This is a genomic window from Polyangium sp. 6x1 (assembly GCF_029946515.1).
Classification (GTDB): domain Bacteria; phylum Myxococcota_A; class Polyangia; order Polyangiales; family Polyangiaceae; genus Polyangium.
On the sequence record NZ_JARZHH010000013.1, the window covers coordinates 85,555 to 112,012 of the forward strand.

Here is a 26,458-nt window from a genome sequence, read left to right on the forward strand (position 1 = left end):
TCAAACGGCCCAGCGGACGACGACGAACAGCGAGAGGACGACGAGCGCCCCGACGACGACGGGCCTCTCGAGCAGCGCCTCGACGTGATCGAGGGTGCGCCCGAGGAGGTCGCCGGTGATCGGGATGCCGCGGCCGATCGCGCGCCGGACGATGTGCTTCTCGATGAGGTTCGCGAGCGACGACGCGTACTGGACGGTCCGGCCCGGGATGCCCCGGCTCCGCGCGAAATCGTCCTCGGCGCCGGGCGCGGGCGGCGGCTCTTCCCCGTGCTCGATCGCGGCGCCGCTCGTGGTCTGGCGCTCGAGCGCCGCGCGTACGGCCGCGAAAGGATCGGCGTCGTCGATCTCGCCGGCGAGGACCTTTTCCTGGAAGGTCGCGAGCGGCGCGGGCGCGTCCTCGGGCGAGAGCGGGCGGCCGAAGGCACGATCGAGGAGCGAGGCATCGAGGCGGTCGAGCGCGCGGCCGAGGCGGAGAATGGGCGCGAGGAGGAATCGCTCGTAAAGCGGTTCGAGCCAGAATCGGGCGAGCGCCGTGACGTAGAGGCCCCGCAGGCGCGTCGGCAAAATGCCGGGCCGCTCGGGCGCGGCGCGGTGGAAATAAAGCGCCGTCGCCCAGCCCGCGACGAGCAGGCACCCGAGCAGGAGCATGAGGCCGAAGGCCCAGAACGGATGCGCGGCGCGCCCGAGGCCCCCGCGCTTCAGCAAGGGATCGAGGATGAGGTGGAAGAGCCCGTGCGGCCGTCCGCCAGGCGCGAGGCCGAGCGAGAGGCTGACGGCGCCGACGACCGCGGGCGCGATCCACGCCGGGCCGAAGTCGACGAACGAGGCGACGGTCTTCCACTCCGCGCCGCTTCCGGCATTCGCGAGGCTCCGCTGCGCGAACCGGAGGAGATAATGGCCGCCGCAGAAGAGCGCCATGCCAGCGCCCGCCGCGGAGAGGAAGGCGCCCGGGGAGAGGGGCGCCTCCGGGCCGGCCCAGATCTCGGCGAGGAAGGGCAAGGCGAGGACGCCGAGCAGGCCTGCGAGCAAGAGCCAGAAGGCCGGCTCGACCTCGCCCGCGACGGGGCGCTCTTCGCGGGACGGCTCGTCGCGCGTGACGAGGAGCAGGGTGCTCGGCGCCGTGAGGAACTGCGCGCCGCGGAGGAGCGCGTGCGCGAAGAGGTGAAACAGCGCAATGCCGCGGGCCCCGAGCCCGACCGCGAGGAACATGAGCCCGAGCTGGCTCACCGTGGAGAAGATGAGGCCGCTCTTCGCGTCCGTCTGCACGAGGCTCACGAGCCCGCCATAAAGCGCGGTCGCCGCGCCCATCGCGGCCATGGCGCGGAGCACGTCGGGCGCGTGCACGAGCACGGGGGTCATGCGCAGCACAAGGAAGAGGCCCGCGGTGACCATGACGGAGCCGTAAAAGAGCGCGCTCGAAGGCGTCGGGCCCTCCATGGCGCGGGAGATCCACGGCGAGAACGGGAGCTGCGCGGATTTCGCGGCCGCCGCGACGAGCAGGCAGAACCCGAGCGCCGAGAGCGCCCCGTGGTTCGCCGTCTCCGCGACGCGGAACAGGGACGAATAACTCACCGTGCCGAGCTCGTGCCAGGCGATGAAGATCGCGCAGACGAACGCCGCGTCGCCGATGCGGTTCGTCACGAACCCGTACGTCGCGGCGCGGGCCGGTGCTTTGCGATCGTAATGATAACCGATGAGCAGGTACGACGCGAGGCCCGCGCCCTCCCAGCCGACGAACGTCATCACGAGGTTGCCGCCGAGCACGAGCAGGAGCATCGCGGCGAGGAAAAAGCTCATCACCGCGAAGAACCGGGGGAAGCCGGCCTCGCGGTGCATGTAATTCGTCGAGAACTTGAGGACGAGCGCGCCGAAGCCCGTGACGAGCAGCGCGAGCGAAGCCGAGAGCGGATCGAGCAGGAGCTCGAGCGGCGCGCGATAAGCGCTGGTCTCGATCCAGGGCGCGACGAAGATCGTCGTGGGCGCGGCGCCGAGCGTGGAGCGCGCGAGGAGCGCGCCGGCGCCGAGGAAGGAGAGGAGCGTCGCGCCGAGGGCGAGCCGGCTCGTCGTGCGCTCGCGGAGCGGCCGTCCGCCGAGCGCGAAGAGGCCGATGAGGATCGCCGCGACGAGCGGCAGGAGCGGAATCAGAATGGCGAGGCGCTCAAGCATGGGCCACCCGTCCACGCGCGGGGCGTTCGTCCGGGCGAATGAACGCCGGGGGGAGGAAATCGAGCGTGCCCGAATACCAGGCCGCAGAGCTCTTCACCGTCTTCATGGGGAAGCCCTGCGGCTCCCATGGGACGAAGCCCTTTCCAGGCTGGAACGACATGCATTCGGCCGTCTCCGGATCCATCGCGACGAGGTGGACCCACGCGTTGCCCACGAGCTCGCGGATGGCCGGCTGCTTTTCGTAGATCCTGGCGAGGATCTCGGTCTTCGCCACGACGAGCAACTGGAGCCGCATCGGCTCGTGGATCTCGATCATCTGCCGGGGCAAACCCGTGCGCAGATCGCCCGAGGCGCCCTCCATCACGCCGATGAGCCCCGCGACGTTGTGGGGGACCTTCGTCCCGCAGCCGTACGTCGTGTTGTCGACCGTGGAGAAGTAGTACTCGAGGTTGATGCCCGCGCCGACGGGGCCGGCGGCGAGCAAGATGCCTTCGAGGATCGTGCCCTCGGGGTCGATGGACGGATCGTACGAGATCAAAAAACATCGGCGGTCGAGGAACACGCCCTGCGAGATCGATCGAGGTCCGACGATGCCGAACGCGACCGTCGCGTGGCCGAGCTCGGGCCGCGCCTGCGAGAGGTCCGCGGCGCGGCCGATCACGTGCCGGAGCGCGCGCGCCGGCGTGGGGTTTTTCGGGGCCGATTCGAACTTGCGGCACCGCTCGTGCGCCGAGCGTTCCCGGGCCTTCTGGAGCACGCCGCGGAGCCTGCCCACAGCCGCGTGGAAGTCGTCGGGGACGTCGACGAGGTCGAAATAGGTGATCTCGTCTGTCGCGGTGTTGTGCTCGGAGCCGAGGAACCAGGTGTCGTCCGGGATGTCGATGCCCCGCTCGCGCAGGATCGCGCGGACCTCGGGGGCGTTCGCCATGCGCGCGACCACGCGGGCGTTCGGGCCGCCATGGTTGCCGCCGCAGGCGCCGCAGTCGTACGCGGAGAGGTGAGGGTTGTTGCGGCTCTCGGAGCCGTGCCCCGAGAGCAGGACGAGCGGCGCGAAGTCGCGGACGAGGCCGATGATCCGGAGGAGCGACGCCACACGATCCGCCTGTTCGGCGAAGGTGAAATGGGTCTTCTGGAGCTCGCCTTGTTTCGGCTCCGAACCTTTTTCGCGCTCGCGATCGAGCGGCACTTCGGTCTCGACGGCGGGCAGCGCGGCGTCCTTCATGCGGCGCGACATGCGATCGAACGCGCGCGGGAAGAGCAGCCGGCCGAAGACGGGGAAGAGCGAGAAGAACCCGAGGATGTCGATGACGAAATAGGACGAGACGGGATTGCGGGTGACCTCGCGGATGACGTCGCGGAGCGCGGCGAGGGCGCGCGTGCGGAGCGAGCGCGACGCCCACGCGTGCAGCGCCTCGGGGCGCGGGACCTCGCAGAGCTGCGCCGCGGGCGTCGCGACGATCGGGCACAGCGGCACGGCCTCGCGCGCGCCGAGCCCCTCGTACGCGATCGGCACGCCGAAGAAGCCCGCGGCGCCGAAGGTCTGGTACGAGGGCCGGAGCTCCTCGATGTGCCGGCGGATGGCTTCCTCGCGATCGTCGAAGCAGCAGACGATCTGCGCCTCGCGCCGGCCCACGTACGGCTTGCGCTGACGGACGTTCTCGGTGAGCGCCTCGAGCACGGCGTCGCGGTAATGGATCTCGTAGGCGTTGTGCCAGAGCGGCGTGAGGGTGTCGGGGTCGCACGCGTCGAGCGTCGCGAGCAGGCGCGTGACGCCTTCGAGCGAGGTCGCGCGGAGCTCGCCCGGGGAGACGCCGAGGTGCTGCGCGAGCAAGAAGAGGCGGAACGCGTGGCGCCGCGCGGAGCGTCCGCCATTCACGTGCTCGGCGCTCTGCTTCAGATCGAAGACCATGTCGGCGAGGCGAAGGAGGGCCCCGTCGTCGCCGGCCGCGGCGCCCGCGGGTCGCGCCTCGAACAAGGCGCGCGCGCGCTCGGCGAGGAAATCGGGCAGCTCGCCGAGGAAGAGCGCATGCCGGACGAGCAGCTCCGGCAGGTGGTGCGAGAAGTAATGGCGGAAGGCGTCGATGTCGCCGTCGTGCCCGAAGGCGCGCAAGGAGGCGCGCCGCACGAAGAGCACCTCGTAGAAGAGGCGCACCGCGAGGAACTGGAGCAAATCGATCGGGTGCGCCCGTTGCGCGGGGTAATTCGGGTGCGTCTCGCGCCAGTGCACCATGCCCCCGAGCCCGGGCAAACCCACGCAGATGCGGCGAAGATAGGGCCCCCAGTGCGGCTCGGGCACGCCGAGGCGCTCGAGGCTCTGGAGGATCGCGTCGACGGCGAGCGGCGGGAGCTCCCGAAGCGCGTCGCGGGCGCCGGGCAAATCTTCGAGCTCGAAGAATCGGTCGTGCTCGGCCATTTTGCGGAACGCGTCGTAAAAGCCGAGCGAGCGGCCCGCGACGTGCCAGGCCGCGAGGCCCTCGTCGAGGAAGGCCATGGTCACGCGCATGATCTGCGGGTGAATCTTCTCGTGGATGTCCTCGCCCGTGAGCGCGAGGAGCAAATCGCGGTGGCACGTCTCGGGGCCGACCTTGCCGATGTGCTCCTCCCACCTTCGCGCGGCGTGCTCCATCATCTGCTGGCGAGGATCCCGCGCGGTGAGCTCGGCGATCAGGCTCTCGCTCGACGGCGGGCCGCCGAACGCGGATTCGAGCGCACGGAGCGCCTCGAACCCACGCCGGCGCAGCTGATCGGGGCCGAGGTCGTGGACGACGGTGAGGCAGAGGCGCGCGATTTCGCTGGTCGCCGCGCCGGCATGCGGCCCGAGCGCGCCGTCGCGCTCTTCGAGGTGCGCGCGGACGGTGTCCCGGACCCGCGCGGCGAGCTCGGCGGTAAGCGGAATGGCCGGGCCGCCCCAGGCTTCGAGGTGCTCGATGCGCTCGAAGAGCGCCTCGATCCGCGCGCCCACGGGCTCCTCGGGCGTGAGGTTCTCGGCGTGGATCGGCGAGAATGGATCGGACAAACCAAAGCTCTGGAGGCTCGCGCGGAGCAAGGAGAGGACGGCGAGGCCCTCGGGATCCCGCCGCATTCGCTCGGCGATCGCGGGGAGCGTGCCCTCCACGCCGAAATGGGCGAGGAGGACGCGGCGCACCTTGCGCACCTCGGCTTCGAGCCAGCGCTCGGGGCGGTCTTTCGCGGGGCCCGCGGCGAGTTTGTCGCGGACGAGGTCGAGGTAGCCGGCCCGCGCCTCCTCGGGGATCCCGAGCGCGTCGAATGCGCGCGTGACGGCGCCGGGATCGGCGCTCCCGCTCGTCGGCCCGTCGAGGCAAGCCTCTTCGAGCACGGCCGCGGGGACGGGCGTGGCGAAGAGCTCCGCGAGCAGATCGGCCACCGTGAAATCGCGGCCGACGCGCGCGAGCGAGGCCTCGAATTCGTGTTTCGCCGCGGCGAGCAGGCGCTCGCGGGCCTCCGCGGAGAGCTCGGGCCGGAGCACGGAAAACACGTTCGGCCCGAAGCGCGCTTCGGCGCCCTCGCCGGGCTCGAGCGGGTCGAGGCCGTGCAGCAAGGCGAGGCGCTCGACGTCGCGCGTGGTGACCGTCCGATCACCGATGCGGAGGAGCGGCTCGGGCTCGGCGGCGTCATTCCTCGCGCGGCGCGCGCGTTCGAGGTCCTCGTCGGTGATCCGGCCGATGGAGTAGAGCCGCCGGTACTCGGCGAGCGGCAGGTATCCGCGCCCGCCGAGCACGCGGCGCGCCTCCAGGACGGCCTCCTCGAAATGGAGGTGCTGGAAGCCGTGGAGCGTGTTGTGGTGGATGAACGTATCGATCGGCCCCTGTCCGGGCAGGACATGGGCGATGTGGTGGATCTCGTGCTCGAGGTGTTTCCTCGATTCGACGGAGATGCCGCGCGGGACGGCGGAGAGCTGTACGCGCATACGAGGCTTATCCGTGGAAGAGCGTCGCCATGTGCGAGACCGTGGCGGCGAAGAGGTCGAGGGCGGCGCGCGGGGCGACGCCGAGCGCGACGATGAGCACCCCGAGCGGCGCGGCGGCGAGGAGCTCCCGCGGTTCGAGGTCCCGGAGGTGTTTCCAGCGGGGATTCAAGGGGCCGAAGAAGAGGCGGCCGATGGCGCGCATCGAATATCCGGCCGTGATGAGGACGCCGACGGTCGCGATTCCAGCAAAATAGTCGTATCGCTGGAACGTGCCGACGAGCGTGGACAATTCGCTGACGAACCCGGCGAGCCCGGGCAAACCCATCGACCCGAGGAGCGCGAGGGAGAGCGCCACGAAGAACCGCGGCGTGACGCTCGCGAGGCCGCCGTAATGGCGCAGGTCGCGGGTCTTCGTGCGGCGCTCGAGCGCGCCGACGAGGAGGAAGAGCGCGGCGCTGGAGACGCCGTGCGTGCACATCTGCATCGTGGCGCCCGTGAGCCCGGCCCCGTTCAGCGAGGAGACGCCGATCAAGACGAAGCCCATGTGGCTCATCGAGCCATAGGCCACCATGGTCTTGAGGTCGGGCTGGCGGAACGCGAGGAGCGCGCCGTAGACGATATTGACGAGGCCGAGCAAGAAGAGGAGCGGCACGAGCGACTCCGCGCCGGCGGGCAAGAGCGCCGTGAGGCGGAGCAGGCCATACGCGCCCATCTTCGCGAGCACGGCCGAAAAGACCATGCTGACGGGCGGCTCGGATTCGACGTAGGCGAGCGGGAGCCAGCCGTGCAGCGGGAAGACGGGGATCTTCACCGCGAGGCCCGCGAAGAGGCCGAGGAAGAGCAGGACCTGCGTCGCCCGGCCGAGCCCGGCGCTCGCGTTCTGCATCTCGACCATCCCGAAGCCGTGCTGCGGCACCGAGAGGTGCAGCGCGAGGATCGCGACCAGCATGAGGACGGAGCCGGCGAGCGTGTACAGGAAGAAGCTCATGCTCGCGGCCGAGCGGTTTTTCCCGCCCCACACGCTGACCAGGAAAAACAACGGGACGAGGGTGAGCTCCCAGAAGACGTAAAAGAGCGACCACGAGAGCGACGTGAAGACGCCCAGGACCGCGAATTCGAGGAGCAAGAACCAGGCGAAATATCCCTTCACCCGGTGCGCGCCGTGAAGCGAGGCGACGAGCGCGACGAGCATCACGAGCGTCGTCAGGAGCACCATCGGAAAGGAGATTCCATCGACGCCCAGCGCGGCGGCTCCGTCGGCATCCGGGGACCACGGGAATGGCGCGACGAACTGCAGCGCGGCGGTGCCACGGTCGAACGATGGGACGAGGCTCCACGACGCGATGAATGCGAGCGCCGCGTGGAAGAGAGCCACGCCTTTGATCAACCGGACGTTCCCGGGCGGGAGCAGAATGACGAGGATCGCGCCGAGCAAGGGCGGGAAAATCGTCAGGAGAAGGCTCGGCATAAATAGGTGCTCACCGCAGGAACGAAACGTCCCCGCGGGTGCTACTTGCGGCTTGTATCCCTGAGACGGGACGAGTGGCGCGTTGGTTCCCGGGAACCTGTTCGTGGGCTCGATCCGTCTTGCGGATCGGATCGCACGACCGACGTCGTGGGGAACGGAATTCCGACGTCCGTGACCGATCCGCAGAGGGTTTTATGGACAAGCCGGACCAGAGCGCCGGTGTGCCCACGGGCGCGCCTTCCATCCGGAACGACCTCGTTTCCGGATTTCTCGTTTTTTTGATCGCGTTACCGCTTTGCCTCGGCATCGCCATGGCGAGTGGTTTTCCGCCCGTGGCGGGCATCATCACGGCCGTCATCGGCGGCGTGGTTGCTACATGGATAGGCAGCGCAGCGCTCACCATCAAGGGGCCGGCCGCGGGGCTCATCGTCATCGCCCTCGGCGCGGTGACGGAGCTCGGGAACGGAAATGGCTCCGTCGGGTATCGCCGCGCGCTCGCGACCATCGTGGTCGCGGCCGTCCTCCAGATCGGGTTTGCCCTCGCGCGCGCCGGGGCGCTCGGCGATTTCTTCCCGTCGTCCGTGGTGCACGGGATGCTCGCGGCGATCGGCATCATCATCTGCTCGAAGCAGATCCACGTGGCGCTCGGCGTGTCGCCCGACGCGAAGGAGCCGGTCCACCTGCTGCTCGAGATCCCGCGCAGCCTCGGGCGCCTGAACCCGGAGATCGCGATCATCGGCGGCGTGAGCCTCGCGATCCTGTTCGCGTTCCCCGTGCTCGCGAAGCGGTTCGCGTTCCTGAAGAAGATCCCCGCGCCGCTCTTCGTCCTCGCGATCTCGGTGCCGCTCGCGTACCTGTTCGACCTCGAGCACGAGCACACGTACACGTTCTCGATCAACCACCACGACTACAAGATCGGGCCGAACTTCCTGGTGAACCTCCCGGGAAACGTGCTTGCGGCGGTGACGACGCCGGATTTCAGCGCGGTCCTCTCGGGGCCCTCGCTCAAGTACATCGTGATGTTCGCGCTCGTCGGCAGCATCGAGAGCTTGCTCAGCGCAAAGGCCGTCGACGCGCTGGATCCGGAGAAGCGCCGCTCCGACCTCGACAAGGACCTCCTGGCGACGGGCGTCGGCAACCTGATCGCAGGCCTCATCGGCGGCCTGCCCATGATCTCGGAGATCGTGCGCAGCTCGGCGAACATCGGTTACGGCGCGCGCTCACGCCTGTCGAACTTCTTCCACGGGCTGTTCCTGCTGCTCTTCGTGGCCTTCTTGCCCGGCCTCATCCACCGCATCCCGCTGGCCGCGCTCGCGGCGATGCTGATCTTCACGGGCACGCGCCTCGCGTCGCCCCACGAGTTCGTCAAGACGTTCCGCATCGGCCGCGAGCAGCTCCTCGTGTTCGTGGCGACGACCGTCGTGACGATCGCGACCGACCTGCTCGTCGGCGTGGCGGCTGGCATCGTGATCAAGATGGTCATTCACGTCGTGAACGGGGCGCCCATCACGAGCCTGTTCCGGCCCGACATCGAGGAGCGTTCGCTCGGGGATCGCGTCGTGCTGCGGATCCGGCACGCCGCGGTGTTCAGCAACTACCTCTCGATCAAGGGGAGGCTCGCGAAGCACGACGCGAAGCACGTGGTCGTCGACTTCGACCATGCCCGCCTCGTGGACCACACCGTGATGGAGAAGCTCCACGAGCTGCAGGGCGAGTACGAGCGGAGCGGGCGCACGCTGGAGGTGATCGGCCTCGATCGGCACCGGAGCCTGTCGGAGCACCCGCTCGCGGCGCGCCGGAAGATCGCGCTGGAGCGCGCCGGCTCGACGCCCTGAGTCTGCCCGGCCGAACCTGAAAGCAAAACGTCCCCCTTCCCGGTGTGCTCCGGGGAGGGGGACGTCGTGGTTTCGAACCGAGGGCCGGCGAGGGCCGGCCCGCTTCGACTCAGCCGCCGGCGGCGCGCATCGGGGGCTTCAGGGGCAGCGGGAGCGGGGCCATGGGGCCCGGCGTCGAGGGCGCGGCCTTCGGCGCGGCTTCGCCGTCGAGCGCGGCGAGGGCCATCATGCAGCGGTCCATCCCGTGGTCGAGGGCGGCCTCGCGCTGGAAGACCTTCGAGAGCTTCACGAGCTTCAGCGAGGTCTGCTTGCCGAAGTCGATCTCGCGCTCGAGGAAGGCCTCGAACGAGCCGTAGCCCTTCGCCTGGAAGAGCTGTTGCTCCTGGATCTCGGCGAGGACCAGGCCGATGTCGAAGAAGCCCTTCTCCATGCGCTTGCGCAGGGTGCGGATCTTCGTGGTCTGGTTGTGGAGCTCGGCGATCTTCGCCTTGATCGCGTCGGCACCTTCCGGCACGCGGATCGTGGCGCGCGCGCTGCCCGGCGGGGCAGGCTCGGCGGCCCGGGCCCGCGCCTCGGCGGCGTGTTTGGCCGCGTGGCGAGCGGCCCACGGCGCGGCCCCTCGCAAACCGAGCTTGCGCTTCGAGCCCTTGGCGTCGTCGTCCTTCTCCCGGGCCTTCGTCCCGGACTTCGGGGCGTCGCCGCTCGCGCGCGAGCTCGAATGTTTCTTCGCGGAGCGTTTCTCCGAGCTCTTCGTCTTTGTCGATTTCGCCATGTCGCTGCGTCCCGCTTCTGCGATAATCCCCGTCCCACGCGTATCGCCACGCGAACTGGGGCGCGCCGTACGGTTCGAGCCGGACGGCTGTCAAGTGCACGTGAAGGCTATACGCCCGTCGCCTTACCAAAATTTGAGCCAGTCCGTCCAGAAACTTCGGACGTATGGTCAATTTGTGTCCGGGCAGGCGGACGGACAGGTCTAAAGGATGGGCCCCGAGGACCGGGGGGGCGAGCGGGGAAAGGGCCGTTTTCGTGCTAGATCCGCGCCCCATGGCCTCTCGCACTGACGCGCCCCTCTCCCCCGGCACGGATCCCGAGGCCGCCTCCGCGACGCCCTCGGAGCCGGCCCGGTCCGGCGGCCCGGCCTTGCCGCGCATCGCCGTCGTGGTCAACGGCAACGCCAAGAGCGTCACGGCAGAGGTGATCGAGACGCTCGATCAGATCCTCGACAGCGGCGATCTCTTCGTGTCGCGCAGCGTCGAGGAGAGCGAGGGCATCGCGCGGACGCTCGTGGATCGCGGCTACGGGACGATCCTCACCGGCGGCGGGGACGGGACGTTCACGTCGGTCGTCACGGCCGTCGTGAACGAAGCAAAGCGGAGGAGCGCGCCGATCCCGCGCTTCGGTCTCTTGCGGCTCGGGACGGGCAACTCGCTCGCGTGGGTGCTCGGCGCGAGCGGCGCGGGTGAGCGAGGCTCGGGCGGGTTCCGCGGGCTCGCGGTGGACCTCTCGCGCCTGCGCGCCGACGCGGGGAGCCGCTGGCTCCGGCTCGTCGAGGCCGAGGGCGTGCTCTCGCCGTTCTGCGGTTTCGGCATCGATGCCGAGATGCTCAAGGACTACACGCGGGTGAAGGGCCTGCTCGCGCGTGGCCCGCTGAAGCGCGTCGCGCCGGGCATCTTGTCCTACGCGATCGCGGCGACGACGAAGACCTTGCCGAGCTACTTCGTGCGCCGCACGCCGCACTGCCGCGTGATCAACACGGGGAGCGACGCCGTGCGCGTGGGCGAGAAGGGCTCGATCCTCGGCGCGCCGATCCGCAAGGGAGGCGTGATCTACGAGGGGCCGGCGAAGCTCGCGTGCGTCGCGACGATCCCGTATTACGGCTTCGGCCTGCGCATGTTCCCGTACGCCGAGGATCGACCGGACCGCATGCAGTTGCGGGTCACGAACCTCTCGCCCGTGGCCTTCGTGTCGAACTTCCAGACGATCTGGCGCGGCGAGTACGAGAACCTCGAGAACACGTTCGACTTCTTCGTCGACGACATCACGATCGAGATGGACCCGTCGACGGCGTTCCAGATCGGCGGCGACGTGCGGGGTGATCGCCACAGCGTCCGGGTTCGTCTGACCGAACCGATCCGCATCGTCGATTTTTACGCGCCGCCGCGGGGGTAGCGGGCGCGGCGAGCTTGTTCGCGGCGCTTTGCCGCGTCACGCTCGCCGGATGGACTGGAAGCTCTTCGCATCGACGTTCGCTGCCATTTTCCTCGCGGAGATGGGCGACAAGACGCAGATCGCGACGCTCACGCTGGCCGGCAGCGGATCCTCGCGCTGGGTGGTCTTCGCGGCCTCGGCGCTCGCGCTGGTCGCGACGAGCGCGGTCGCTGTGCTGCTCGGGGAGGTCGTGAGCCGCTACGTGCCGGCGATCTGGGTGAAGCGCGCGGCGGGGCTCGTGTTCGTGGTGCTCGGGCTGATCTACCTGGTGGGCGCGAAGGAGGAGCCGGGGGCTCGTTCGGGCGAGCCCCCGGCGTCGCGTGATCAGTCGTAGTACTCGTTGCCGAGGTGGGTGATGAGGTCCTCGCCCATCATCCAGCGCATCGTGTTCTTGAGCTTCATCGATTGGATGAAGAGGTCGTGCTCCGGGTAGAGGGTCGGCGCGGTCATCGGGCTCTTGAAGTAGAAGCTCAGCCACTCCTGCGTGCCCGAGAAGCCCGCGCGCGAGGCGAGGTCCATGAGCAGCGCGAGGTCGAGCACGATGGGCGCGGCGAGGATCGAGTCGCGGCAGAGGAAGTTCACCTTGATCTGCATCGGGTAGCCGAGCCATCCGAAGAGATCGATGTTGTCCCAGCCCTCCTTCGCGTCGCCGCGCGGCGGGTAAAACTCGATGCGGACCTTGTGGTAGAGCTTGCCGTACAGCTCTTTGTACATGTGCGGCTGGAGGATGTACTCGAGGACGCCCAGCTTCGAGACTTCCTTTGACTTGAAACTATCGGGGTCGTCGAGCACCTCGCCGTCGCGGTTGCCGAGGATGTTCGTGGAGAACCAGCCCGAGAGGCCGAGCATGCGCGCCTTGAGGCCGGGCGCGATGATGGTCTTCATGAGCGTCTGGCCGGTCTTGAAGTCCTTGCCGGCGATGGGCACCTCGAGCTTCTTCGCGAGGTCCCACGCGGCGGGGAAGTCGACCGTCAGGTTCGGCGCGCCGTTCGCGTAGGGCACGCGCTCCTTGAGGCAGGCCCAGGCGTAGATCTGCGAGTTCGAGATGCCCGGATCGTTCCGCGCGAGGCCGGCCTCGAAGGCGTCGATCGAGGCGTGCACGTCGCCCGGCGGGAAGTAGACCTCGGTCGAGCCACACCACACGGCGACGGCGCGCGAGCAGCCCTTGGTCTTCAAGAACGTGCGGATGTCGTCGCGCACCTGCTCGACCATGTCGGCCTTCGTCGCGCCCGTCTTGACGTGCGGGCCGTGCAGGCGCTTCACGTACTCCGGGTAGAAGACCGCCTTCATCGGCGTGACCTGCGAGAGCTCGTCGCGCACCAGATCGAGGTGGCGCTGCTCGAGGACCTCGGCGTGCTTCGCCGACTCGTACGCCGTGTCGGGGAAGAGGTCCCAGCCGCCGAACTCGAGCTGATCGAGCGACGCGAGCGGCAAGAAGTCGCGGATGAGCGGCGAGCGGTTGTCCGTGCGCTTGCCGAGCCGGATCGTCCCGAGCTGCGTCAGCGACCCGATCGGCAACGCCTGGTTCTTGCGGGCCAGCATCACGCCGGCGATCGTCGTCGTCGCCACCGCACCGAGCCCGGGCAGGAGCACGCCGAGCTTGCCCTCTGCCTTCGTGATTTCTTTCGGCTGCTTCACTCCCGCTCCTCCGTGTGTCCCGTCGATCGCCCCAGGGGGGGCATGTCTAGGCCAACGTCGCATGACACTCAAGCGGCGCCTGCGAGCATCGACCCCCCGGAGCATGACGTGCCGCGCGGCGTGTGCACGGCGTCTGCGCGATCCCTGCGAGGTCACGAACGACCACGGCGCGTGGGGTCTGACCCGAACGGGGTGGACGCGTCGAGCGTCACGTTACGGACGCGGGATCATGCGGCTCGGATCGGCCGGCCGCGCGCTTCACGACGCTCGCTCGCGCGATGACGCGAACGTTCGCCGCGGGGTCTGGCAACGACGTCGCGCTGTCGCTCCATGCGCACGCCCGACCTCGCTCGCGTGCGCGCTCGCGCACGCGGTTCCTGCGAAGTTTCAGCGCGATTTTCTGGAGTCACGCGCGCGAGGTGCGAACGCACGGTAGCGGCGCCGCTGGCCTCACGCTTGCTTCGAATGGAGATGCATCTCCCTCGCCTCGCACACCGATCCCGGTCGGATGCGCGTGGCGATGGCGCTCGGCTCCGCGTGTCGAAGTCGGGCGGGTGTTGCGCTTTTGCAACACTGTGAGGCGCCGGAACACCGCTTTTTCAAAGCGGACCGAAGGGAATTGTTTTGCACGTAGAAGGCGTGCTACGAGGGGCGCCTTCGGATTGGGCACCGCACCTTCCATGCTTGAAAAACGAACGATGGAGCGGGCGATCGTGCTCGCGGCAGGAACCGGCTCTCGCCTCGTGAGTGGCGAGATCGCACCCAAGCCCCTCAAGCCGGTCGCCGGGGTTCCGCTTCTGGTTCGCATCCTCCGCACGCTGCGCGCCGAGGGGATCCGCGAAGTGGTGGTGGTCACGGGCTACAAGGAAGAGCTCATCCGCCGCGCGCTCGCGGAGAGCTCCCTCGGCCTGTCGATCTCGTTCGTGAGCAACACGCAGTACGAGCGCAAGAACGGCGTGTCGCTGCTCGCCGCGCGCGAGCACGTCGTCCCGGGGACGCTGCTCACGATGGCGGATCACCTGTACGCGCCGGCGATCGTGCGTCGGCTCGCCGCGCTCGATCTGCCGAGCCGCGCCGCCGCGCTCGCCGTCGATTACGACATCCCGCGCTGCTTCGACCTCGACGACGCCACGAAGGTGCGCGTCGAGCGCGGGCGCATCGTGGACATCGGCAAGGAGATCGCGGCCTACGACGCGCTCGACACGGGCGTGTTCCGCATCGGCCCCTCGCTCGTCGAAGCGCTCGATCGCGTGTACGCGGCGAAGGGGGATTGCTCGCTCTCGGAGGGCGTGCGCGCGCTCGCCGACGAGGGGATGTTCTTCGCGTGCGACGCGGGCGACGCGCGGTGGATCGACGTCGACACGCCGGCCGCGCTGGAGCAGGCCGAGGCGCTCCTGCGCATGTTCGGCGACGGGCTCGATCGCGACACGTATCCGCGCCCGTCCGATCGCGTGGCGCCGGTCAGCCGCACGTGGGCCGCGGGGTATCAGCCCGCCGCGGCTGCGGACGCCGAGTAAAACCCGCTCAGCGGTTCACGGGCCGGAGGCCCGCGCGCGAGAGGAACGCGGTGCACGCGGGCGCGCTCATGCCGGGGCCTCCCGTGCCGCTCGCGAGATCACGGGCGAAACGCTCGAGGTCCGCGGGCGTGTCGATCTCGTAGGTCGGCTTCAAGAGCTGCGTCTCCAGGCCGAGCGCCGCGGCGCGCTTCGTCGCGCGTTCGAGCACGCCGGGCGACGTCCAGTCGACGCCGTCGAAGAGCGCGGGCTCGGGTTGCGTCGTGCCGATGAGGTAAAGACCGCCCGGCCCCGTCGGCCCGAGCAGCAGGCGCTTTCGCTTGGCGGCGAGCCAGAGCAGGCCTTCGAACACCTCGTCGAGCGGCATGAAGGGCGCGTCTGTCGTGACGATCGCCGCGGCCTCGGCGCCTGTCGTGAAGAGGTGATCGAGCCCGTGACCGAGCCGCTTCTCGACGCTCGTCGCGCCGGCCGAGACGACATGTTGCCATCGTCCGGGCACGAGCTTTTGCAGCGCGGAGCTCTCCTCGTCCGACACGCTCAGCACCGCGCGATACGCCATCGGCAGGATGGCCAGCATGTTCAGCGCGTCGCCGAGGAGCGCCGACGAGAGCTCGGCCGCGGCTTCGGGGGAGAGCGGTGGGGAGAGGCGCGGCTTCGCGGTGCCCGCGATCGGAGCGCGAGCGAGGACGCCGAGCGCGAGCCTCTGGGGGCGTACGGTGGGGCGGGCGCGATGGTCGGCCACGCCTCGTCGTACCACGAGTTTCGTGTCCTTGGCCAAGCGACAGGCTGTCGATTCGAAGGCGACCTTTCTGGCCGGGCTTTCTTTGTCCAGGCCTCGATTGCGTGGCGGGAGATCCTCTGGGACCATGAGCGTGTCGGCTCGGCGCCCGACGCGCGTGGGGGCAGGGGCGCCGGGAGGCCCGCGGCAGGGCGTCCCGCCGGCGAGGAGGTAGCCGTGACCATATCGACCATCCTCGACGTCGCGATCGGGATCTCCTTCGTCTTCATGCTGCTCAGCGTGATCGCATCGGCCGTGACCGAGGCGATCTCCGGCGTCTTGTCGCTGCGCTCCGTCACGCTGCGTCAGGGCATCGAGCGGCTCCTCAAGGACCGGACGCTGACGGACAAGGTGTATGCGCATCCGCTCATCGACGGTTTGACGAAGGACGACGACAGCGACCCCTCGTACATCCCGTCGGATCTCTTCGCGCGCGCGCTCATCGACGCGGTCGCGGGCTGGAAGGACGGCGCGGATCAATCGCGGAGGCCGGAGCGCATGGGCCTCCTTCGCGGCATGCTGTCGGTCCCGCTCCGCGCGATTCGGGGCTTCTTCCGCAGGCTCTGGCCGAAGGTCGAGGGCGGAGGTGAGGACGCGACGAAGAAGGTCGCGGCGAGCCTCGACGACTTCAAGAAGCGCCTCGCCGAGGCCAAGGGCTTCGAGGAGGACACGCGCGTCGCGCTCACGGCGCTCGTGTCGGACGCGAGCGTCAAGACGCTCGAAGACGCAAACCTCCAGATCGCCGCCTGGTTCGATCGCGCGATGGATAGCGTCTCCGGCTGGTACAAGCGCACGGCGCACATCCTGATCTCGGCCGTGGGGCTGTTCGCGGCCGTCGTGCTGAACGTCGACACGTTCCTCGTCCTCGACAGCCTCAACCGCGACGCCGTGCTGCGGGAGTCCGTGACGTCGGCGGTGACCGAGAGCGTGAAGGCAGAGTCGCCCGTCGTGAAGACGGCCGCGGAGGTCATCGCCGAGCAAAAGGCGAACGCGAGCGCGACGCCGTCCGAGGTTTTCCTCGACGAGAAGAAGACCGAGGAGCTCGTGCGCAAGCGCGTCGTCGCGGTCAAGCGTGGCCTCGACGAGCTCACGTTGCCGATGGGCTGGCCCGAGGGGCGCGGGTTCTTCTGCACACCCACGGCCGAGGTCTCGTGTGATCGACGCGCGGTGCCGGCGACGCTCGGCGGGTTCGGGCGTCGCTTCGGCGGATGGCTCTTCACGGCGATCGCGATCGCGCTCGGCGCGCCGTTCTGGTTCGACATCCTGAACAAGCTCATCAACCTGCGCGCGGCCGCGCCGCCACCCGAGAAGGTCCGTCCCAAGGAGCGCACGGCCGCCGCCGAGCCGCAGGTCGCGGTCAGCACGAGCGTGAGTACGCCCGTACGTGAACAGGAGACCGTGCGTCCCATCGCCTCGCGTAGCAGTGCTCCACCTCCTCCGCTTTCCTGAGCCTCGCGCTTCGCGAGGATCCGGCTCGGCCCACAAAACATGGTACGGTGCGCGTCGTGCGTTCGGTCACGCGCTCGATCCGCATGCGTAGCCTCGTCCGAGCCGGCCTCCTTTCGCTCGGTGTCTCGCTCTCGCTCGTTTCGGGCGGAGCGGCCGACGCGTTCGTCTGGCCCAACGTGCCCGAGCGCATCGCTCGCTCGCTCGCCTCGCCTGACGTCTCCGAGCGGCGCGCCGCGGCGCAGCGGATCGGCGAGCTCCCCGCGGAGCTCGGCGTCCCGCTCGCGCAACGCGCGCTCGGCGATCCGGACATCGAGGTGCGCCTCGCCGCGGCCGAGGCGGCCATCGCGCTGCGTGTGTCGCGCGCCGGGGATCTCGTCATCGGCTGGCTAGGCGAGGGCGACGCGAGGCTCCGGCTCGCGGCCTGTGACGTCATCCGCTCCTCGCCGACGGATCGCAGCGTCGTGGCACTCGGCCGCGTGCTCGGCGATCCGGATTCGAAGGTCCGCGTTGCGGCGGCGTCGGCCATGGGCAGCTCGGGTTTGCCCGACGCGGTCTCGCCCCTGCTCGGGCACCTCGACGACGGCACGTTCGAGGTGCGCGTCGAGGTTGCGCGCGCGCTCGGTAGGCTCGTCGATGCGCGCGCCGTCGTCCCGCTGATCGGCAAGGTGCAGGACGCCGTGCCGGAGGTGCGCCGCGCCGTGGCGCGCGCGCTCGGCGAGCTCGGCGACGCACGCGCCACGAGCGCGCTCATGATCGCCCTGCAGGACGGCTCGCAGGACGTGCGCGTCGAGGCCGTCACCGCGCTCGGCAAGCTTCGTTCGGACGAGGCCACGGCGGCGATCGCGCCGCTCCTCGAAGCGAACGCCGGCAGCGACACGGTCCTCGCGCCCAGCATGCCCGGCGTGAGGCCGGGGCAGGGGAGCGCCGGCGCGGGGGAGGTGCGCGCCGCGGCGCTGCGGGCCCTCGGCCGGATCGGCTCGGAGAGCGCGGTGCGCGCGCTCATCGGCGCGCTCGCGAAGGACGACCCCTCGGCGCCGCGTTCGCCGGTCCGCGACGCGCTCGTCACGGCGGGCAAGAGCGCGGCGCCGCAGCTCGTCGCGGTCCTGTCGGGCTCGCCCTCGCCGTCCACGGCGGCAGGCGCGGCGCTCGTGCTCGGCGCGCTCGGCGCGAAGGAGGGGCTCGATCCGACGGTGCGCGCGATGCAGCGGGGCGTCTTGCCGCTCAAGCATGGCCTCCGCGCGCTCGCGCTCCTCGGCTCGTCCGAGGCGCTGCCGGCGGTGCTCGAGCTCCTCTCGGACGCGGATCCCACCGTGCGACGCGAGGCCATCCGTGCGGCCTCGGAGCTGCTCGATCCGGCGCGGCCCGATGGGCGCGCGGTCGATCCGGCGCGCGCGATGCTGCTCGACGCGGCGACCCCGCTCGACGAGAAGATCGAGCTCGTGCGGCTCCTCGGTCGCACGGGCTCGCCGCGCGCGCACGACGTGCTCTTGCCGCTCGCGACCACGAAATCCCGAACGTTCCGGCTGGCGGTGCTCGAAGCGCTCGGCGCGTACGCGCCCGCGCCGCCGAAGGTCGAGGCCGTGCTGCTCGACGCGATCGCCGACGACGCGGCGGACGTGCGGCTCGCGGCGGCGTCGTCGATCGCGCGCGCGGGTGGCCCCTCGGCCGCGGCGAAGCTCCTCGAACGGCTCCAGGTCGCGGCCGAGCAAGATCGCGGGGCGATCGGCCTCGCGCTCGCGGGGACGCTCTCGCGCGTGACGGATCCGGCGCTCGCCGAGCGTGTCGGCGCGGCCGTCCCGTCGTCGCCCGACGTCGCGCGAGATGCTTTGCTGGAGGGCCTTGGCCGCATGCGCGGCGAGGCGAGCGGCAAGGTCCTGCGCAAGTTCGTCACGTCCGGCATCGATGATCGGCGCAAGGTCGCCGAGGCGCTCGCGGGGCATCCGGAGGCCGCGTCCGTGCTCGTCCCGCTGCTCGGCGACGCCGATCCCGGCGTGCGCGCGAACGCTGCCTGGTCGCTCGGCGCCGTCGGCAAGAAGGACGCGTTGGCGACGCTCACGCGTGCCGTGACCGACCCCGACGTGGCCGTCGCGGGCAACGCGGCGGGCGCGCTCGGCCGCGTCGCGTCGCGCGAGAACGCGGCGGCCGACGTGCAGGCCTCGCTCTGCCGCGCGGCCACCGATCCGCGGTCCTACGTGCGTGCCAACGCCGTCGTCGCGCTCGGCCTCGCGGGCGCATCCTGCGAGGCGGGGCTCGTCGTGGGCCTCCTCCAGCGTGATCGCTCCGAGGCTGTGCGCCTCGCGGCGGCCGAGGCGCTCTGGCGTGACGTCGCGCGTGGGCAGACGGGCAAGGAGATCGAGCGTCGCGCGCTCGCGCGTTGTGCCGGCGAGGATCGCAACGCTGCCGTGGCGAACCGCTGCGCGCGTCCGCCCGTGCGTGCGCCGGGCACCGACGACGTGCTCGTGTTCGTCGCGCCCGACGGCAAGGACGAGCCGCTCGCGCGCGCGCCTTACGCGCTCGTGCGGGAGGACGGGCTCCTCCGCATGGGGACCGCGGATCGGCGCGGCGCGTTCTTCGAGTTCGCGGTCCCCAAGGGGACGATCCGGCTCGCGGTCCCGGCGCAGCTCGCGCGGTAGGCGAGCGATCTTCCAAAAACCGGTTTACAGGACGAACCATTCCGTCCTCCCGGCTCCCGTGGATTCGAGCGTACGAATGGCGATCGAGGGGGCCCTTGCCTCGCGCGTCGGTCCCTTGTATTTTTTCTCTGGACCTGTGTCACCTTGCGCCGGGGCGCGGCTCGTTTTGGGCGCCTCGCGGCAGAGAGGCCGGGGTGCGGGAGGGCACGGACCTTGCCACGCTTCCTTTCGCCTGGAGGTCTTGCATGAAGCGATCGTCTTCTCTTTTCTTCGTCTTCCCTGTGCTCTGCGCGGCCTGGATCGGCGGCCTTGGCATGGGTCTCGGCGCGTGCGCGAGCGACGAGTCCAGGATCATCGACCCGCCGACGTCGTCGTCCGGCACGGGTGGCGGCGCGGGCAACGGCGGCGGCTTCGGCGGTGAGCCGGGAGGCTCGAGCAGCACCGGCCCGGACCCTGTGCCTCCGCCCCCCCACCCGGATGACACGCTCGTCGTGGCTGATCACGACGGTGCCCCCCTCGCCTGCGCGGACATCGACCCATCCCAGCCGGTCAGCTTCTTCGTCTCGGCCGACGACTCGAACTCCATGGCGTCGCCGGTCCACGTCCGCGATCTGCTCCGGCTCGGCATGGAGCCGCTCGCGCGCGAGGTCCGAACGTATGAATTCTTGAATTACTACCAGATCCAGTATCCCGCGGCTCCGTCGGGCCAGCTCACCCTCTTTCCCGAGCTCGAAGCTGAAAAGGATTCTCCGGGGCAGCTCTTTCTCCAGGTCGGCCTGCGCTCCTTCAATGCGGTCTTCCCGCGAAAGCCGATGAACATCACCTTCCTCGTCGACACCTCGGGCTCCATGCAGGGCCCGGGCCTCACGCGGGCGAAGGCTGCCGTCTCCGCCATCGCGTCGCAGCTCACGTCGGGTGATCTCGTCGGAATCGTCACGTGGGGCGCGGCGAACAACGTCCTGCTCGCCGATCACGTGGCCACGGGCCCGAACGATCCGGCGATCCTCGCCGTCGTCGATGCCCTCACCGCGAGCGGCGGGACGGATCTCGCAAGTGGCCTCAAGGCGGGCTACGACCTCGCGCAAAAGCATTATGCGCCGGGGCGTTTGAACCGCGTGGTCCTGATCAGCGACGGCGGCGCGAACGTCGGCGTCACGGACGGAGATCGTATTGCCATGGCGGCCGAGGACGCCGACAAGGAGGGCATTTACCTCCTCGGCATCGCGACCGGTCCCGCGCTCACGCACAACGACGCGGTCCTGGAGCCGCTGACCGACAAGGGCCGGGGCGCGTACGTGTACCTCGATTCCGTCGAGGAGGCCTCGACCATGTTCACCAAGCGATTCGACGAGACCATGGACGTCGCGGCCCGGAGCGTCAGCGTCGAGCTCACGCTCCCCTGGTATTTCAACATCCGCAAGAGCTTTGGCGAAATCTACTCGACGGACAAGGCGGAGGTGCAGCCGCAGCACCTCGCGCCCGACGACGCGATGATCTTCAGCCAGATCCTCGAAGCGTGCGACCCGTCGGTCATCAACCCGGCCGACCCGGTCACGATTCGCGCCGTCTGGACCACGCCGATCACCTACGCCAAGCAGGAGACGAAGGTCACGACGACGATCGGCGATCTGCTCGCCGCGCAAAAGAAGGGGCTGCCGAAGGGCAAGGTGATCGTCATGTACGCGGAGGCCCTGAAGCGGCCGAGCCACGAATCCCTCACCGCGGCCCGCGACGCGGCCCTCGCGTATGACCCGGAGCTCGCCGATCCCGTGATTGCCGAGATTGTCTCGCTCATCGAAAAACACCCGCAGCTTTGAGAGGGTGGACTGCTGCGTCTCGCCGGGGTTTCACCCCGGACCCGACCAGGGGCTCTTCGCCCCTGGACCCGAACCAGGGCCAGCCCTGGACCTTTGATGGAAGAACTGCGCGATGCGCAGCTCTTCCACAGGTGGAAGGGTCAGGTCGTTCCGTCGCCCGAAACGTTGGCGCGCGTGAATCGCTCGACCCCTCCCGTTGGCCGAAACGTTGGAGCGCGTGAACGGCCCGAGCCGTCTCGGCGCCCCAACGTTTGGGGTGCGTGAACCGGGTCGAGCCCTTCCGGCGCTTCAACGTTTCGAGCGCGCCGACAGGTTCACCCTCCCCGCGCCCGAACCGACCGGGCTTGCCACGCTGTCGTAGCTCTTGGTACGGTCCCTTGCCATGACCGACCCCAGCAATTCCGATCCCCCGCTCACCGTCGTGGGCTCGCAGAAGGCGTATGAAACCTTCCTCCTCGCGGCGCAGGCGCTCCCCGAGGGGGAGGTGCGCCTGTTCCGCGCCGACGCCTCCCTCGCGTACCACAACATCCGCCGCGCCCTCGACGCCATTGCGCCGCATATCGACCGGATCAAGGAGGAGCTGCCGAAGATCGACGTCACGCAGCTCCAGCAGCTCGACGACCTCGCGCTCGCGGTGATCTACGCCGCCGCGCAGATCGACCGCTCGAGCGACGGATCCACCCCCGCGTTCATGGAGAAGGCGCGCGCGCTGCGCGATGTGCTCATCAAATCCGCGGACGCCCTCGCCGCCTCGGGCATCCTCCCGGCGCACGCGGTCGCGAGGATCCGCGAGGGCAGGGGCAACATCGACCTCGCCCAGGATTGCGTCGACCTCGCCGCGCTCTTCACGAAATACGAGAAAGAGTTCCAGGGAAAGACGGCGGTCACGGCGGCGCAGATTCAGGACGCCGCGACGGTCGGGACCGAGCTCTTGACGCGGCTCAAGCCGAGGGGGACGAAGAGCAAGGATCCGGCCGAGGAGGCGGTGAAGGCGCGCGATCGGCTGTGGACGCTGCTCGGGAAGGGGCACCGCGAATTGCGGCGCGTGGGGATGTGGCTGTGGGTGGATGAGGTGGACGAGCATGTGCCGCCGCTGCAATCGCGGCATGTGGCGGCGCGGAAGAAGGGGGAAGAGGGGGAGGGGTAGGGAACGGGGCTGGGGAGCCGGTTCAGCGGCTCTCCAGGACGTCGTTGCGGTCGAAGAGCCAGGCTCCCTCGGGCACGAGGGAGTCGAGGGCGGCCATCAGCTTGGGACCGAGCCGCTGAGGATCGTCCAGCCCTTCCTCGTGCGCCCACCTCTCGAAATCTTGATCGGCAATCTCCCGCGCCTTGACACAGGCTCCGAGCATGCGTCTGGTGTACCCGAGCAGCTTCTGCTGCTCCGGGTGCTGCGCGCCTCTGGTTGCCACGAGGAACTGCGCGGCGACGGCGAGCGTGGGGGCATGTGGATGGGCGGGCGTGAGTTTCTGGAGCAGCACAGCGGTCAGCGCGATACCATTATCGACCCGCACGCCCACGGTATGCGCAAGCCACAAAGCCTGTGTCAGGAAGTTCGCTGCATCTGGCGTGTCTTCCGCTCCCAGGTTCCCCAGAACCGTAGCGAGATCTAGCCAGGCGCGGACGTGCCCCAGAAGCCGCGCCGCTTCCATGTTCAACGCGCGCTCCCGCTGCAGGTCACCGCTCTTGCCCGCGGCCCATGCCATGTTGGCGAGCGCCGCGGCCGTGCCCTGAACGTCGCCGATTTTCTCAACGAGCGCGAGGGCCTGTTTCCAGAGGTCGAGCGCGCGCGCCACGTCCCCCTGCTGCGCGATGATCCCTGCCATGTTGGAGAGCGTCGCGGCCGTGCCCTGAACGTCGCCGATTTTCTCAAGGAGCGCGAGGGCCTGTTTCCAGAGGTCGAGCGCGCGCGCCACGTCCCCCTGCTGCGCGATGATCCCTGCCATATTGGAGAGCGTCGCGGCCGTGCCCTGAACGTCGCCGATTTTCTCAACGAGCGCGAGGGCTTGTTTCAAGAGGTCGAGCGCGCGCGCCACATCCCCCTGCTGGGCGATGACGCCGGCCATGTTGTGGAGCGTGGCGGCCTTGCCCTTCACGTTGCCGATTTTCTCATCCACGGCGAGGGACTGGCTCCAGAGGTCGAGCGCACGCGCCACATCCCCTTGCTGGGCGATGACGCCGGCCATGTTGTGGAGCGTGGCGGCCTTGCCCTTCACGTTGCCGATTTTTTCATCCACGGCGAGGGACTGTTTCCAGAGGTCAAGCGCGCGCGCCACATCCCCCTGCTGGGCGATGACGCCGGCCATCTGGTGGAGCGTCACGGCCTTGCCCTTCACGTCGCCGATTTTCTCATCCACGGCGAGGGACTGTTTCCAGAGGTCAAGCGCGCGCGCCACATCCCCCTGCTGGGCGCATAGGTCCGCCAGATTATGAACGATTGCCGAGTGCGCTCGCTCCCGCGCATCCGTTTCCTCCGCCATCTTGCATGCCGAGAGCGCTTGCTCATAATGCGAACGCGCGTTCGTGGTATCCCCCAGGATCGTCTCGGCGCGGGCCATGGCGTGATGGATCCGGTAATCGTCGCCGAGCTTCAGCGTTTCCTCGCACAGCAGCAACGCCTCGCGATAACGAGCTCCGTTTACCCAGCTCGTTGCAATGGCATAGCCCACCTCGACGGCCACGTCCTTGAGGCGCGTCGCCATGGCCAGGCGATGAACCTCGAGTCGTCGCTCGGTCGTCACACCCGTCTTCCACCACGCGTCGTACACATGGTGAACCGCCGCGAGCAGCGCATCTGCCTGCTCCGCCGCGGAGAGCTCCCCCGCGAGCAGGGGCCGCAAAAGCGGCGAGACGAAGTATTGCGCCTCCTCCGCCGCACGCCCCACCTCCACGAGCCCGAGATTCGCCGCCCGCGCGAGCTGCTCCCCCACGTCGATCCCGCCCGCAATCGCATCCACCGCCGCCCGCGCCACGGGCACCTCGTACACGCACATCAATGCCAGAAGCTTCTTTCCCTCCGGACGCAGCCGACCGACGAGCGCCCCCAGCACGAGCTCCTCCCGGAACTCGCGCGTCTTCGCCTCTAGCGCGTCGAACAACGCGGCGTGATCCATGCCCTTCTCCGCGAGCACCGTATCGAGCCGCTCCATCAACCGCGGATTGCCCGCCGATAGCGACATCGCCCGCTCCCGCAGCTCCTTCGCCGCCTCCGCCATGGCCGGCAGCCGCGTCGCCTTCTTCTCCCGGTCCGCCCCATGCAACGCGTCGAGCTCGATCGGGGTGAGCTGCAACGGCTTCGGCAACGGAAACCCATACCGACTCGTGACGATCACGCGACTCTCCGAGGCCGTATCCCGGATCGCCCCGAGCAACGACACGAGCACGCGCAGCGCATCATGCTTCACCACGCTCGCTTCATCGGTGGCCTCGGAGAGGTTGTGCTCGAAGTCGTCGAACACAAAGAGCACGGGCTTCGCCGACAGCGGTCCCGTCAGGACCTTCCGAAGCCGTTGCTGTAGCTCCAGCTTCGGCTCGTTGAGCAGCGCGTTCGTATCGGCGTCGTCCAGTGCGGCAAACCCCCGCAAGAAAGCCTTCTCATCGACGCCCTGAAACCACACCAGCCGACGATGATCCGGCATCCGCTCGCAAAGCCGTGCCGCCAGGCTACTCTTGCCGAGCCCGCCCATGCCCTGAAGCACCACCCCCTCCGCGTAGACATCTTCCCCCTGGTGACTCCGCAGCACCTTCAAGCATCGCTGAATCGTGCGACGACGACCCACGAATGCGCCGCGGGGACAGACAGGTACGCGGACGCCGCTGCTCTCGCGCACGTCGAGGAACTCGTGGTCCGCTTCGCGGCGGTGCAGGTGCGCGCGCCCGGGGTGCTTGAGCGGGGTCACGACGGCCGGGAGGACGCCGGGACGCGCATAAAGCCGGAGCAGATGCCAGTAGGGCGACTTCGCGTCGTACAAGACCTGCCGCGCCGCCACGACGGCCTCCCCGATGGGCACGCCAAGCGCGAGCTCCCCGTAGAGCTTCGCAGCCGCTTGCGTCGCGGAGGGATCCCCGACCGGCAGGGCCCAGCCGAGGACCGCGGGCGCACCCTTGGTGATCAGCGATTCGCAGAGGGAGGGGAGGTCGCCCTGATCGCCGGCCTGGCCGGTCCTGCAACCGGAAAGGAAAACCAGCCGCGGCCAGCGACCGGCGCAGGCCCGCGCGATCGCCTCACTGTCTGCGCGCTCCAGCCGCCCGACATCATTCTCCAGGAGGAAATACGGCTTCCCGTCCTCGAGCGTCGCGTGCCCAGTGATATGCAGCACGTCGTAGTACCCGGGGCCGCCTTCCGCGAGCCTCTCCGTGAGGCCTCGGAGCGTGCCGCTCTCCTCGACCACGAGCTCCAGGGAGCTGCGACCCGTCGCGGCGAGGATCTTCTTCTCCTCGTCCTCGAAGTCGAGCATGGGCCGTACGTCCTCCGGCGAGGAAGCCATGAACAGCACCCGCAGCGGGCGATTCGCGGCCTCGCCCGAGAGCCGCGGGCCCTTGACGTGACGGATCGGCGTCGCGGGAGGATACGCGTTCGCGAAGACGAAGACGCCGCCCCGCTGCATGAGCTCCCACGGGAGATGGCGCAGGCGCGCGTCGACGTCGATGCGCAGCGCGAGCCCCGGCGTCGTTTCGAGGATGCCTTCGAGCCACCGCTCGGTGGGCCCGTCGATCCACTCGTAGAGCCGCTGACCGAGCAAGGCGAGCTGCGGAGCGGGGGCGTGGTAGGCGCCGACGATCGCCGTTGCGAACTGCTGGACGGCTGCAGGATCCAGCGGTCGGCTCCCGATCTCGCGATCATCAGGCCCGAGAAGCCTGAGCTCGCTGACGCCGCCCCCTTTGTCGAACACGGTCAAGGTGTATGTCTGCACCCGGCCCTCCCTCCGTAGTCTGGAGTACGGTACACGGTGCGCAGGCGGACGCAAGCGCCCGCGAGGGACAGGTCAACGCAGCCCGGGAGCTCGTGACGGTAGGAGGTTCGCCGG

At 69.4% G+C, this 26,458-nt stretch carries 15 protein-coding genes; 8 read left to right on the top strand and 7 right to left on the bottom strand.

The window, feature by feature from the left end:
- The 3 genes from QHF85_RS15290 to QHF85_RS15300 are packed head-to-tail and all read right to left on the bottom strand — an operon-like array spanning position 1 to position 7,562.
- A complete protein-coding gene (locus QHF85_RS15290) occupies positions 1–2,166 on the bottom strand; it encodes a proton-conducting transporter membrane subunit (RefSeq protein WP_281327910.1) in 2,166 nt (721 codons plus the stop codon).
- Positions 2,159–6,094 carry a putative inorganic carbon transporter subunit DabA gene (locus QHF85_RS15295; RefSeq protein ID WP_281327911.1) on the bottom strand — a complete coding sequence of 1,312 codons (3,936 nt, stop codon included), beginning with the start codon at positions 6,092–6,094 and terminating at the stop codon, positions 2,159–2,161. The genes QHF85_RS15290 and QHF85_RS15295 overlap by 8 nt, the downstream gene beginning before the upstream one ends.
- Before the next feature lie 7 nt (positions 6,095–6,101).
- Positions 6,102–7,562 carry an NADH-quinone oxidoreductase subunit M gene (locus QHF85_RS15300; protein WP_281327912.1) on the bottom strand — a complete coding sequence of 487 codons (1,461 nt, stop codon included), beginning with the start codon at positions 7,560–7,562 and terminating at the stop codon, positions 6,102–6,104.
- 194 nt (positions 7,563–7,756) lie between these two features.
- Between QHF85_RS15300 and QHF85_RS15305 the strand changes: the two genes are divergently transcribed.
- Complete coding sequence (locus QHF85_RS15305) at positions 7,757–9,397, top strand: SulP family inorganic anion transporter (RefSeq protein WP_281327913.1); 1,641 nt, start codon at positions 7,757–7,759, stop codon at positions 9,395–9,397.
- Positions 9,398–9,506: 109 nt separating this feature from the next.
- Here the strand turns inward: QHF85_RS15305 and QHF85_RS15310 are convergent, their stop codons facing one another.
- Positions 9,507–10,169, bottom strand: a complete 663-nt coding sequence (locus tag QHF85_RS15310; protein WP_136932596.1) for a hypothetical protein — start codon at positions 10,167–10,169, stop codon at positions 9,507–9,509.
- A gap of 272 nt (positions 10,170–10,441) precedes the next feature.
- On the opposite strand from QHF85_RS15310, the gene QHF85_RS15315 reads away from it, so the two are divergent.
- On the top strand, positions 10,442–11,566 hold the full coding sequence (locus tag QHF85_RS15315) for a diacylglycerol kinase family protein (protein ID WP_281327914.1): 1,125 nt from the start codon (positions 10,442–10,444) through the stop codon (positions 11,564–11,566).
- A 49-nt stretch (positions 11,567–11,615) separates the two neighbouring features.
- Positions 11,616–11,939, top strand: coding sequence for a TMEM165/GDT1 family protein (locus QHF85_RS15320; RefSeq protein ID WP_281327915.1), 324 nt, complete (start codon positions 11,616–11,618; stop codon positions 11,937–11,939).
- On the opposite strand, the gene QHF85_RS15325 is transcribed toward QHF85_RS15320, so the two are convergent.
- Positions 11,930–13,243, bottom strand: a complete 1,314-nt coding sequence (locus QHF85_RS15325; RefSeq protein ID WP_281327916.1) for an inositol-3-phosphate synthase — start codon at positions 13,241–13,243, stop codon at positions 11,930–11,932. The genes QHF85_RS15320 and QHF85_RS15325 overlap by 10 nt on opposite strands.
- 680 nt (positions 13,244–13,923) lie before the next feature.
- Between QHF85_RS15325 and QHF85_RS15330 the strand changes: the two genes are divergently transcribed.
- Positions 13,924–14,760 carry an NTP transferase domain-containing protein gene (locus QHF85_RS15330; RefSeq protein ID WP_281327917.1) on the top strand — a complete coding sequence of 279 codons (837 nt, stop codon included), beginning with the start codon at positions 13,924–13,926 and terminating at the stop codon, positions 14,758–14,760.
- A 7-nt stretch (positions 14,761–14,767) separates the two neighbouring features.
- Here the strand turns inward: QHF85_RS15330 and QHF85_RS15335 are convergent, their stop codons facing one another.
- Positions 14,768–15,499 carry a DUF2064 domain-containing protein gene (locus tag QHF85_RS15335; RefSeq protein WP_281327918.1) on the bottom strand — a complete coding sequence of 244 codons (732 nt, stop codon included), beginning with the start codon at positions 15,497–15,499 and terminating at the stop codon, positions 14,768–14,770.
- A gap of 213 nt (positions 15,500–15,712) precedes the next feature.
- On the opposite strand from QHF85_RS15335, the gene QHF85_RS15340 reads away from it, so the two are divergent.
- The 4 genes from QHF85_RS15340 to QHF85_RS15355 all read left to right on the top strand — a co-directional run bounded on the left by QHF85_RS15340 (position 15,713) and on the right by QHF85_RS15355 (position 22,581).
- Complete coding sequence (locus QHF85_RS15340) at positions 15,713–16,984, top strand: hypothetical protein (RefSeq protein ID WP_281327919.1); 1,272 nt, start codon at positions 15,713–15,715, stop codon at positions 16,982–16,984.
- Positions 16,985–17,040: 56 nt separating this feature from the next.
- On the top strand, positions 17,041–19,617 hold the full coding sequence (locus QHF85_RS15345; protein WP_281327920.1) for a HEAT repeat domain-containing protein: 2,577 nt from the start codon (positions 17,041–17,043) through the stop codon (positions 19,615–19,617).
- Between the two features lie 245 nt (positions 19,618–19,862).
- Positions 19,863–21,434, top strand: coding sequence for a VWA domain-containing protein (locus tag QHF85_RS15350; protein WP_281327921.1), 1,572 nt, complete (start codon positions 19,863–19,865; stop codon positions 21,432–21,434).
- 382 nt (positions 21,435–21,816) lie between these two features.
- Entirely contained in the window at positions 21,817–22,581 is a 765-nt protein-coding gene (locus QHF85_RS15355) for a hypothetical protein (RefSeq protein ID WP_281327922.1), read from the top strand.
- Between the two features lie 22 nt (positions 22,582–22,603).
- Here QHF85_RS15355 and QHF85_RS15360 read toward each other — a convergent pair whose 3' ends face one another.
- A complete protein-coding gene (locus QHF85_RS15360) occupies positions 22,604–26,398 on the bottom strand; it encodes a tetratricopeptide repeat protein (RefSeq protein WP_281327923.1) in 3,795 nt (1,264 codons plus the stop codon).
- Positions 26,399–26,458 lie beyond the last annotated feature (60 nt).